Source organism: Nostoc sp. ChiSLP03a, assembly GCF_034531215.2.
Lineage (GTDB): Bacteria > Cyanobacteriota > Cyanobacteriia > Cyanobacteriales > Nostocaceae > Nostoc.
Genome location: NZ_JAVRBQ020000141.1, coordinates 20,576 through 32,636 on the forward strand (window position 1 = coordinate 20,576; position 12,061 = coordinate 32,636).

11 protein-coding genes are annotated in these 12,061 nt (G+C 38.6%); 2 read left to right on the plus strand and 9 right to left on the minus strand.

What is annotated here, in order from left to right; all coding sequences use genetic code 11:
* Nucleotides 1-97: 97 nt before the first annotated feature.
* The 9 genes from RMY32_RS23375 to RMY32_RS23415 all read right to left on the minus strand — a co-directional run bounded on the left by RMY32_RS23375 (nt 98) and on the right by RMY32_RS23415 (nt 9,561).
* On the minus strand, nt 98-2,332 hold the full coding sequence (locus tag RMY32_RS23375; RefSeq protein ID WP_322714028.1) for a TOMM precursor leader peptide-binding protein: 2,235 nt from the start codon (nt 2,330-2,332) through the stop codon (nt 98-100).
* 333 nt (nt 2,333-2,665) lie between these two features.
* A complete protein-coding gene (locus RMY32_RS23380; RefSeq protein WP_322714029.1) occupies nt 2,666-2,953 on the minus strand; it encodes a Nif11 family protein in 288 nt (95 codons plus the stop codon).
* 68 nt (nt 2,954-3,021) lie between these two features.
* Complete coding sequence (locus tag RMY32_RS23385; RefSeq protein ID WP_322714030.1) at nt 3,022-3,300, minus strand: Nif11 family protein; 279 nt, start codon at nt 3,298-3,300, stop codon at nt 3,022-3,024.
* A gap of 72 nt (nt 3,301-3,372) precedes the next feature.
* Nucleotides 3,373-4,089 carry a hypothetical protein gene (locus RMY32_RS23390; protein WP_322714031.1) on the minus strand — a complete coding sequence of 239 codons (717 nt, stop codon included), beginning with the start codon at nt 4,087-4,089 and terminating at the stop codon, nt 3,373-3,375.
* Nucleotides 4,086-4,463, minus strand: coding sequence for a hypothetical protein (locus tag RMY32_RS23395; RefSeq protein ID WP_322714032.1), 378 nt, complete (start codon nt 4,461-4,463; stop codon nt 4,086-4,088). Before RMY32_RS23395 ends, RMY32_RS23390 begins: the two co-directional genes overlap by 4 nt.
* 254 nt (nt 4,464-4,717) lie before the next feature.
* Nucleotides 4,718-4,996 carry a Nif11 family protein gene (locus RMY32_RS23400; RefSeq protein WP_322714033.1) on the minus strand — a complete coding sequence of 93 codons (279 nt, stop codon included), beginning with the start codon at nt 4,994-4,996 and terminating at the stop codon, nt 4,718-4,720.
* 462 nt (nt 4,997-5,458) lie between these two features.
* Nucleotides 5,459-5,737, minus strand: a complete 279-nt coding sequence (locus tag RMY32_RS23405; protein WP_322714034.1) for a Nif11 family protein — start codon at nt 5,735-5,737, stop codon at nt 5,459-5,461.
* 104 nt (nt 5,738-5,841) lie between these two features.
* Complete coding sequence (locus RMY32_RS23410) at nt 5,842-8,079, minus strand: NHLP family bacteriocin export ABC transporter peptidase/permease/ATPase subunit (protein WP_322714035.1); 2,238 nt, start codon at nt 8,077-8,079, stop codon at nt 5,842-5,844.
* Nucleotides 8,080-8,109: 30 nt separating this feature from the next.
* Nucleotides 8,110-9,561: an NHLP bacteriocin system secretion protein gene (locus tag RMY32_RS23415; protein ID WP_322714036.1), complete on the minus strand. Its 1,452-nt coding sequence runs from the start codon at nt 9,559-9,561 to the stop codon at nt 8,110-8,112.
* Between the two features lie 998 nt (nt 9,562-10,559).
* Between RMY32_RS23415 and RMY32_RS23420 the strand changes: the two genes are divergently transcribed.
* The gene (locus tag RMY32_RS23420; RefSeq protein WP_322714038.1) at nt 10,560-11,144 is read left to right on the plus strand and encodes a hypothetical protein; all 585 of its coding nucleotides are present in this window, start codon (nt 10,560-10,562) and stop codon (nt 11,142-11,144) included.
* Nucleotides 11,145-11,629: 485 nt separating this feature from the next.
* Nucleotides 11,630-11,974: a DUF4347 domain-containing protein gene (locus tag RMY32_RS23425; protein ID WP_322714039.1), complete on the plus strand. Its 345-nt coding sequence runs from the start codon at nt 11,630-11,632 to the stop codon at nt 11,972-11,974.
* Nucleotides 11,975-12,061: the final 87 nt, after the last annotated feature.

The window sequence follows — 12,061 nt, forward strand, 5'->3', positions numbered from 1 at the left end:
CCCGGTATAAAACGTCCTTGTTTCAATCCCACTCTTTTAAGGGTGGGTAGCATAGCTGTCTTCTGCCTTCTGAAAGGGAGTGTAAAATTAAGTCCAGTTAGATAAACATTGGTATCGGGTTAAGTTCTTCTTCTTTTAACGGTGCTGATAACCAACCTAACTTAACTGGGACATCGTAAAGGCGACCTGGAGCAAACCTCGGCCAAAAATGGCGCAATCCAGGCACAATAACCTTAACTACGTTTAAGCCAATATCGGGGCGAGTTTGGTCTAGAACTAGCATTTCTAGACCTAATTTTTTGACAATCTCTGCACAGATTTCTATATCTTCGTGCAAATCGCACTTGCTACCTAAATAATGATAGTCTGCATAAACTTTAGCAGGAGTGCGATCGCAAGGTACTAGATAAGGCTGATTTTCGACAGTAGCATTAGCATACCAATAGGCGATATCAGTGTTTTCCGAGGCAAACTCAATTTCATTATCCAAATCCAAAGTTAAACTTTGATTTACTTCTGTTACTGCCCGTAAAATAGCAATAGTTGGATCGAAATGCGTTCCAAATCCAATTAAAATATTTTCTTTCTCTCCCTGAGTCTGGCGAGAAATTGCGGCAAAGCTGGGAATATTTAAATCGCTGGTAATATCCAGCACCCACAATTGACGGTTGAATTTTGTTTGGTAATAATCTCGCAAGTTGAGTAAATAAGGTTCGTTGAAACTGGCTAAATCAACTTGCGGTCTTTTTACGCGGTTATACCACCACAGTGCCACGCTATCCCGTTCAACTAATTCCATAAACCCTTGCAGAATAGCTTCTTCGATAGTATTACCTGCTGCATTACCGTTGGAATCTCCTATGCAGAATGTATGTCCTTCGGGTAGCGAATAATCAAAATAGCAGAAAGCAGTGGGTAAATATTTTTGCGTTTGGTTAGTCAGCGACCAAACTGGTGTCCACTCAATCTCTTGAGTTAAATCGTAAGGGTCAGTAACCCGTGCAAAACTTCCGTGCTGAGAGTTCCATTCGTGACGATTTTGATATTGTTTGTCACTATACAAAAGACATTTATGAGGGTGAATGGCTGCATCTATTAGTTGAGCAGAAGTAGCTTCGAGCCGATATTCCTCACCTGTAAAAATTCCCGAATAACGCTCTAGAGCTTCACAAAGTGCGCTAGCTTTAGATTGGTTGTCTGTCTTACCTTTACCTGCACTATAATGCTCTAAATTCTTCCGCAGGCGATCGTAATTGTTAAGATTATCAGCACTTTGGTAAGTAGCAAAATAAACATGAATTAAATCTTCTACTTTGTTTGATTTCACCAATTCTTTAACAACACCAGTAAACCAACTGACTTGATTGCTATATTTCTCTACAGTTTGCTCTGGTCTAAGTGTACGGTGTCCCCCATCATCAGTAAAATTTTTGGGACGACTTTGTAATTCAATTGGTTTTAACTGTTGCTTTTGCCAAAACTCTCGATTGCCACAAACAGGACATTGAGGGCGTTTAATTAAAGTGTGATTTTCGGTTGATAAAGTTTCTAAATTAAAAGTAACAATCTTACCTTCTAGCTGTGGGCTTTTTTGTAATACCACCCATTTAGCAACTTCTTGAGCAGCAAGATTTAAACTCATTTGCCAGCTAGAAGGTAGTAAAGCAATTGAAGTAATTAGAGAAGTATCAATACTTTTTTGTTGTTTAATAGAAGTTTCTACGGGACAATTTCTTTGCAATCTATGAGCGAGACATTGCCAACAACCTGTTTGTCCTGGGATAAAAATTGGCCCAATCGACGAAAACATTCCTATAGGCTTAATTAGCAACCAAGGTTTTTGGGTTTGGCGATTAAATTCTGCTAATTCTGGTTGCAAGTAATCGTCAGTTAAAACAACAGTAAAGTCTGCTTCATTACTGATATTAATATGCAGAGTGTTTAAAGCTTCGATAAATGGTGCTGATTGAATATTGCCAAAAGTTTGCACGGCAACGCGAGTAGCTTGTAATCTGCTGAAAGCGGTTTGAGCGTCAACACCTAAGTAACTCCAAAACGCTTGAACAGCATCAGGAAGGCGATCGCTTGCTTCAGTAATGTAACCTTTATCCGCTAATTTAGTTAAGATGCGATCGATCTGTGCGCGGTTGGTTGTCCATTTCAGCCTATTCGTAATTTGCTCTACAGTGTAGTTGCCATCAAGCAAAGGTGCTAAGAGTACATAAAGATTACCTGTTAAAGCAAAGCTTTTGCACTCGCTTAATAGGTAAACTTTTTTAGGCTGGACAATTTCAACTCGAAATTCTGGTTTAAATCTAGGTTTATTAAGCATCGGGTTTTAATTAGGTATTTTAGAGGATGTTTGTGAAGTAGCTTCATTAGATCGATATCCACTCTATCCCCACTTCAAGAAGGGGTAATATTCTTCTTAAATTCCGCCTTGATAAGGGGATGCAAAGAGAGCGAGAAACTTTTGATATATACAAAACTAGCTTTTAAAACATCCTCAACAGTTTATTGAGCCGCCACAGAAAAACAGGAATTTTGTCCTATTTTTATCCCTCCCGCCACGCGTTCCAATATGGCGATGCTTCGGCTATGCAGCATAACAACAACCACAAGCAGATGACCTTTTCCCTCCGATTAATGAGTAATTTAATTAATATCAGAAAGAAGCAAAACAACAACCAGTACCAGATGACCTTCTCCCTCCCGCCACCTGTTCCAATACCTCATCATCAAGTTCCCCTTCTGCTTGGGCCGTAACTTCTTGATACTTTTGGATAGCTTCGGCGGCGGTAAATTCATATCCATACTTTGCCCCAAGCAATACAAAGGCATTAGCTGCTTCTTCAATCTCCTCTTTGCCTTCTAAGACGGTAGTTGTTTCTTGTTGCAAAGCGGCATCGCTATTGATTTTGTCTAAAAATTCTGTACAAGCTGCTAGACTCATTGGATCTCTCCCTCTAAAAAGATGATTTTTACTGTCCCTTATTGTGTTGAATTTCTGGTGATTTTCGGCTATGTACTATAAACACAACCAGACACCCTTTTCCCTCCGGCCACCTGTTCTAATACCTCGTCATCAAGTTCTCCTTCTCCTTGGGCCATAACCTCTTGATACTTTTGGATAGCTTCTGCGGTTGTAAATTCATATCCATGTTTTGCCCCAAACAAGACAAAGGCGTTAGCTGCTTCTTCAATCTCCTCTTTGCCTTCTAAGAGGGAACTTGTTTCTTGTTGCAAAGCGGCATCGCTATTGATTTTGTCTAAAAATTCTGTACAAGCTGCTAGACTCACTATATCTCTCCCTTTAGAAAGATGATTTTTTTCGCTCCTCATTATAGTAAGTTTTTTATTTTGACGCTATTTCTAGGTTCGCGGTACAAGAATATTTACATAGGAACAAGTGAGATAAGCTTTGGCTTCAAAGGGTAGTCCGGGCTGATAGACCATTTTAATTTGACCGAAATTTCTCTCCATGACGTTGAGCAGTCGATTTTCTCGGAGTGCCGCAGCATTCTCTATTATCTGGAAGAAACTTGGCGAATTTCCTTTGATTTGCGTATAACCTGGCCACTTTCGTAATGCCTCCCCTTTTTCTGGACTGCATAACTGATGTCTCACTAAGATTTCTAAAAATTCCTGCCAAGGCGGAGCGTCTTTAGTAGTGCAGGGAGTAAAGTACTTTAACCCAATTCTCGGATATACTTGTTCGTCTACATCAAAAGTTAGTGTGAAAGGGCTAAAATTAGCAGGAGCGATCGCCATCATTTGAGCTAAACGGTCTGATTCGCCTTGCCAACCAATCTTTTCTAAATAGGGAATAGTTTGTTCTTTTGTAAATCCTGCTAACTGAAGTCTGGTAGTTTGCACGGGACGAGCAAACATCATGCCAACCATATTAATGTCAGTATTCGCAGGCATCAAATCGAAGCATTGTTCGAGTTTTCGCTCGACAGCAGGGGGTATATTTTCTTGTTTCACTAATCCCCAAACTTGAGTCAGAATTTCTTGAGCATTATCAAGTGCTTTCAGCGTTACCTGTTCATTTATGTTGCCGCTTGTATCCTGAAATTCTTGAGTCAATTCTTTGTATAAGCCAAAAAAAAACTAGGAATAGGTGGATCTGTTAAAACGTCCTCAATATCGAACTCTAGACCAGCTATTGAAATATCGTGTAATGGAGAAGTTGGATCTAACCACTGTTGGTAGAAGTTTTGAATGCGTTGCCAAAGCGGGTGTTTAAAAATGTCTGTGCAAACAGGTAATTTCTGTTGCATATACGTAGAAAAATCTACTTGAGGATTATCAGCCACTAAACGGCACTCTAAAATAAATTGAGAAAATGGCGGTAACTTGGGAACTAACTGTTGAATTTTTTGCCAAGCTTCTGAAGAAATTAGTTCTTCAGAGGTGTATTGTTTAACTAAATCTAAATCGCTCTGTTGGCATGAGTTCATATTAACAATTTCCTTCACTAGCTATTTTTGGTAAGGATTATTGGCGAGTAGGTGTAGCGAGTGTTATTAGCCTTGGTTAACACTTATATTTAGTTAATAAAAAATCTGGAATTCTGACTTTATAACAACAGTATGGTAAGAGTTAAAACGAAGGCACATAGAATTACGAAAAAAACAGCCAGTAAAAAGTTTTACTAGGGAAGCAATTTACTCGCTAGTTTTTCTCTTTCTGCGCTGCGGAGTCATTTCCGTACTTACGCAAGACTTACACCATAAGATCTACCTCTACCTCCCGCCACCTGTTCCAATACCTCATCATCAAGTTCTCCTTCTCCTTGGGCCATAACTTCTTGATACTTTTGGATAGCTTCGGCGGCGGTAAATTCATATCCATGCTTTGCCCCAAGCAAGACAAAGACGTTAGCTGCTTCTTCAATCTCCTCTTTGCCTTCTAAGACGGTAGTTGTTTCTTGTTGCAAAGCCGCATCGCTATTGATTTTGTCTAAAAATTCTGTACAAGCTGCTAGACTCACTATATTTCTCCCTCTAGAAAGATGATTTTTATCGCTTTGTATTATACGAGCATTTTCATTTTGACGCTATTTCTAGGTTCGAGGTGTAAAAAATATTTAAACAGGAACAAGCATATTTTCAGGTTTTGCGAGTGTTATTAGCCTTTACGAACACTTATATTTAGTTAATAAAAAAATCCTGACTTTATAACAGTTCGGCAATTCCAACGGATGCGCTCAAAAGTGGGAGAGAAAAAGAAACCAACAAGTAAAAAGCTTCACTGGAGAACAATACCTTTGCCAAATGGAAAAATGTCTTGATTTGTAGGTTGGGTTGAGGTACGAAATCCAACAAATACGTTGGGTTTCACTTCGTTCAACCCAACCTACAAAAAAATGACGAAGGTATTGTGGAGAAACAAGTTAATTGTTGGTTTTTCCGCTTCTTCCCTGCCTAAGTAGCAAATACTAAAAAAAGACTATTTATAGTCCCTCATTTGCTCTTCGCCAGCGTATCCCGCCCGCTACCTGTTCCAATGCCGCCTCATCAAGTTCTCCTTCTCCCTCAGCAGTAATTTCTTGATACTTTTGGGTAGCTTCTGAGGCGGTAAATTCATATCCATGCTTTGCTCCAAGCAATACAAAGGCATTAGCTGCTTCTTCAATCTGCTCTTTATCTTCTAAGGCGGTAATTGCTTCTTGTTGCAAAGCAGCATCGCTATTGATTTTGTCTAAAAATTCTGTACAAGCAGTTAGACTCATTGTATCTCTCCTTCTAGAAAGGTGATTTTATCGCTTTTCATTATAGTTATATTTTTCATTTTTGTTTGAAGTATAAAAATATTTACACAAGTTATTGATACTTTTTATTCAGCTTTAATTAATCGAGCATAAGCGCCATCAATATCTTTCATTTCTTCGTGAGTACCTCTTTGCACTACTTTACCTCGTTCTAAAACAATAATCTCATCGCAATCCCGAATTGTACTCAAACGGTGAGCGATAATAATGCAAGTACAACCTCGTCGTCGAATGTGGCGATCGATAATTTTTTCTGTCTCTGCATCTAAAGCGCTGGTTGCTTCATCCATCACTAAAATTGCCGGATTATTAACTAGAGAACGGGCAATTTCTAACCGTTGACGCTGACCTCCGCTTAAATTAGCACCTCCTTGCAATAATTTGCCATCTAAACCCCCAGGAATTGCCATTACTACATCTAAAATTGCGGCATCTTGACAGGCTTTTAGTAATTGGGAATTAGGAATTGTTTCATCCCACAGCGTCAAATTATCTCGTACTGTACCGCTAAATAGAAAAATATCTTGTTCCACCATTGAGAGAGAATTAGCTAACACTGCACGGGGAATTTGTTGTCGAGGAATGCCATCAAATAAGATTTTTCCTTCCCAAAGTTCGTACAGTCCCGTAACAATTTTAGAAAGAGTAGATTTACCAGAACCGCTAGTACCTACAAATGCTACTCTTTGCCCTGGTTTGAGTTGACAGCTAAAGTTTTGAATTAATGGTTCTTCTATCCGACTGTAACCAAAGGTAATGTTTTGCAGTTCGACATATCCTTGCAAGCGACAACGATCTGAAAATTTAGCATATTCAATTGGAGTTTTATCGCGCTGTAATTCTAAGTTTAAATTTGGATCGATCGCGTTATCTAAAGCATCATCTAATCGCTTCAAATCGCCATCAATCGCTTGAATTGTACTGCCCAAACCAACTAAACTATTAACTGGTTGTTGTAATCTGGTCATTAAAGTTTGAAAAGCCACTAACATCCCAATACTGATATAGCCATCTATCACTCGCAAACCGCCGACAACTAGTAACAGCATGGAAGTTAAAGCTGTCAGTAAAGGTGGTAAAGCTTCCAAAATTAAATCGGTTTGCAGCAATTCTTGTTGCGAGTTATTAGCTTTAGCATAATATCCTGCCCAGCGACTAAAGAAATCTGATTCTAATGCTGCTGATTTAATGGTTTCAATACTTTCTAAAGCCCCAATTTCTACGCCAGCAATTTTGCCATAATCTACACTTAGGCGCATATTTGTATCAATTCGTTTTCGCGCTACCCATTGCAAAAACCCAATATTAATTGCTACTGCTACTAAACCGATCGCTGTTAGCATCCAATCGTAAGCTAACATCACCACCGCATAAAAAACTAACATCACTGCATCTATAGTCGTTCGCGCTAACTGACCGGAAAGTATTTTCGCTACCTTATAATTAAGAGCGGCACGATTGCTAATTTCTCCTGCAAATCTCTGAGCATAAAAACCAATTGGCAAGCGGAGAACGTGCCATAAAAAATTTCCTGTCATGCTAATTGACAATCTAATTTGTAAATACCGCAGCTTTCGGGTTTGCAGAATTGTTAATATTGCTTGCAACAATACTGCAATTCCCATTCCTAACACCAAAGGCTTTAACCAATCAAAGCGATTTTCAATCAAGATATTATCAACAAAAACTTGGCTGAGGGAAGCAATAGCTAATTCGGGAATAACTAAAAAAAATCCAGCCAGGATGCAGAAAAAAAGCTCGTCAAACGAGCCTCGCAAGCGTTTGGAAAGCGCATTAATAATACTTGGTTTTCTGCCGCCTTTTTTAAATTCTGCACCTGGTTCCATGAGTAAAACTACGCCTGTATAAGCTTCGTTAAACTCTTGCAGATTTACGCTGCGCGGCCCCGTAGCTGGATCGTTCAACCAAACCCGTTCTTGTCCGAAACCTTCTACCACTAAAAAGTGATTGAAGTTCCAGAAAACAATAAAAGGTGGTTTTAATTGTTGCAGTTGCTTAAATCCTTTTTTAAAGCCTTTTGCCTGTAACCCGTAGTTTCTAGCTGCTTTTAAAACATTTGATGCTTTAGAACCATCGCGGGAAACGCCACAACTAACCCGCAGTTCTGCTAAAGGAACAATGCGACCATAATAAGCTAATACTATTCCCAAAGCTGCCGCCCCGCACTCTACTGCTTCCATCTGCAACAAAGTTGGCGTTTTAAAGCGAATATTTTGAAATTTGGAAACTTGATAATTTGTGTTTTCTGGATCTGATTTTTTAAATCTTTTAAAGAAATTCATCGTTAATATATTTGATTAGCAAAATATAAATTATTTGATTCCAGTAAATTCTCGTAAAATCGGCAGTACAAAAGTAATTGGCGCTCTTTGTTCGATGGTGACTCGAACTGAAGCTGTAGTTCCCGAAGTAATTTTTGAATTTGGCCCTTGAGAAGATGACCATTTATAACCAGTAACAGTGCTGCTATCGTTAGTAAGATTAGCAGTTGCTTCGATCGCGCCAGTTTCACCAATCAAACTTCTAACAACTTCTGGATTGCCAATTACTGAAACAGTTCCTTCTTGAGTTACCGGTAGTGGCGAAACGTGAGTAATCTTTCCCACAATTCCCCCAAATCGCTCTCTTTGGACTGTATCGGGAGTAATCAAAATCGACATTCCTGGCTGAATTTGTTTGCCGTCTTTAATCGCAAAATAAGCGATCGCCTTAGCTGACTCTTGAGTGCTACCTATACGCAATATTCCCAATCGAGTTCCAGGTTGAACCACTTGCCCCAATGTTGTATTTAACTCCAAAATACATCCAGCTTGGGGACTTAAGATTTGACTATTATCTTTTATCTGCTGTTCTAATCTAGCAATATCTCGGTCAACTGCGGCAATTTCTTTATCCCTTTGATTTGTAGTTTCTAAATTTTCTCGATCCAAGCGTTTACTTTTAGCATTCAGTTCTCCTAACTGAATCTGAACGTCGCTCATAGAACGGATTTGTTCTAAATAAGTGCGCTCAACTTCGCTATTGCGAGCTTCTAGTTGTTTGAGCTGAACTTGAATATCAGCAAGGTTCTGACGTGTTTGCACGTACTCTTGTTCGGCTTGCAGCAACGAATCTTTTGATAATCCCCCCGCATCTGCTAAAGTTTGTCGTTGCTTGAGTCTTGTCTGCATCACTGGTACTAAAGTTTGAGCATCTCGAAAACGCTGTTCTAAACTTTGACGCTGTTGGGCGATCGCGGTTAGTTCTTTATCTCTCAGTACCGGTGCAACCGCACTAATATCTTGGAGACGTTGTTGCAAGTTGGTGCGATTGGCAGTAATGATATTTCTTTCTGTTTCTAGCTGTTGTTTGGATAAAACCAAGGTATCTTGAGCTTGTCTTTGCAATTGAGTTAACTGTTGACGCGCTAGCTGTAACTGTTTTTGCAAGTCAGCTGGATAAATTATTGCGAGGAGTTGGTTTTTCTTAACACATTGTCCGCTAGCAACATTTAAAGCTTGAATTTGTCCGGCGATAGATGACTGAAACTCAACTACCTGACGAGGTTGAATAAATATACCTCGACCGTCAACGGTAATGGGAATGCGACCAACTATGCTCCAGATTACGCCGCCAATTGCTAAACCGTTCAACGCGACCAACGCCAGCCAATCTTTCGGGCTAACTACTTGCATTAACCGATCTAAGCGTTCCGGTGAGGATAGACGTTCTAAAGATTCTTGGCGGAAAATGCTCTCTTTTTTATTATTTCTATTAAAAAGCATCTGTTTTGATATAGTTAGCGGCAAAGTTGATTAATCATCCAGTCGATAATTAATAAGGTTGTACACTCAGATAAGGCTTAAACGTTGTTAGTTTGAAAAATCATCTATAGCAACAAGTAATTATTTGTCAGTAAATAGTATTTGTGTACTATTAATTCAAATCATATATGCGTTGCCACTTTTGTTATGTAATTTGTATCGTTCGGTTGATGAATTACAATCAAAGTCTTCAAAACAGAGTCTTACTTTAAGCTTTCCCTAAGCAATAGCTTTTCTAACACAAAAGCTCCCAAAACAAATCTTCGCGTCAGATTTCTCACCAACATCCCATCACTCCAATAGCCCACATCAGCAAAACTTTCGGTAATCACTCGTGAGAATCGATTGGGAAGGCGATGGACTATGCCCCGTAAACAGCGATAGCAGCGAGCGAATGGGTTGGTAAGTTTCTGCGGCGGGTAGGCTAACAATAGTATGAACCGGACGCGTCCTCAGCGTATCCTTTGTCCTTTAAGTTCCGTGTACGCCGATTATACTGGGCGTTAGCCAGCGATCGCATACGATGATTCTTTTAGTGTACTGAAGTTAAAGGATGGATGAGAGCCAGTAAGAACTGCTTGAGCCATACACAATCCTCCTAAAACTCCAGTAGTTGAATGTATGCGTCCAATGCTGCTGAAAGTTCTGCTGATGTGGGCTAGTGCAGCGATCGGGTAGGGTGTTGGTGGGAAATCTGACGCGGAAATTCAGTTTGGTAGCTTTTGTGTTAGAAAAGCCCCTGCCAAGGGAAGACTTAAAACAAGACCCTATCTTAAAGACTTTGATTGTAATTCGTCAGCGAACGCTGCAAATTACAAGATTACACAACAGCAATGGCAACGTGTACATGAGTTGAAACCATAGCGATAGCTTATCCTCTTATTAACTTAAAGCAAGCTGTTGATTTATATTGGCTACAAAGGGTAAATCAAGAAATAAACTTAATTTTTTAAACGACTATGAATTTACTGACTAATGCTAATAAAGCTTTTCATATAATAGCTTACTTGGGACTGATTACTTTATCTGCTTGCGCTCCTGCATCATCTCAAGACCAAGTATTTACTTCTAAAGAAGGGAACTTCAGCATTTTGATGCCGAGTTCTGTTGTAGAAGAGGTTAATACTCCAGTTAAAGGCATAACAACCCGCAGATGGACAGCTATAAAAGGTGAATCTGCATATACTGTAGCTCAATCAACCTTTGCTAAAAAAATAGCTACTGAAAAAATTCCAAAAATTTTACAGGCTCTTAGCGAAGCTGCAAAAAAATCTAACTTCGTGAACGGTAAAAGGATAGCTGAATCTTCTGTTATGAAGAATGGATATAAATGTTTAGATTTTACCTTAACAGGAGTTCCCAGCCCTTCATTACAAACAGAAATTAAGAAAAATGGTATAAATATTAATACTAAGCTAATTTATCAAAGAAGTTTACTTTGTATCAAAGATAATCAAGCAGTTGAAGCTCTAGCATTACTACCATCATCTGAAGAACTAAAGTCTAAGGGTGCATCTTTTATCCAATCGTTAAATTTGAAATGAGAGCGATCGCGGTTCGCTAGAATCTTTGCTGTTCCTAGCTCAATATTGCTGCTAGACATATTATTCAGAAGCTGTTAATTATTATGTATTTCTATTGTTTTTTTAAAAAAATAAAATAATTTTTTATACTTTGTTCACACTTTTTATTTTAAAATTCTGAACTTCCATCTGGGACAGCGTTGTTCATTTTTGAAAACTCAAGTAGTATTTATTACTCTATTTTCTTAAATCTTTACAATCTCTTGACAATATCTCAGAAAATACATCGATGCAATTCAGACAAAATATCAAGAAAATATTACTATCATAATCGTTATCTTTTTTGATGGATTGTCATTTTTTAAAGATAAAAAATCAGATGATATTGTTGAATAAATTGCTGGTCAATAGTTTCTAGTTTTTATTGTCCAATATTTCATATCTAATCCTGAGTTTTAATTTTTATTAAAACTCAAAAATCAAATTATCAATACAATACAGTAGACATGAAAAATACAAACATTATTTTCATTGATCCTTCAGTAATTAATTACGAGCTATTACTTAACAATTTAGTATCAAAAGTAGAAGTAGCTATCCTCGATCGCTACCAGGATGGGGTAGAACTAATTACCGAAGTACTATCACAGCGCCGTGGAGTTGAAAGTGTACACATCATCTCTCATGGCTCCCCTGGTTGCCTTTACTTAGGTAACACTCAACTTAGCCTCAGCACATTGCAACGCTACGCTCAAGAACTACAAACCTGGTCTTCCCATCTCTGCGTTTATCCATCTCTATTAACCCAAGTTGCTAGTTATGCTTGCAGGTGTTCAGGTGGCATTGCATAAGCAATAAAATCCCCTCCAGAGGAAAAATTAGGAGGGGTAATGTTAAACGAAATAATTACAATTTATGCTATCACTGATGACCTATTG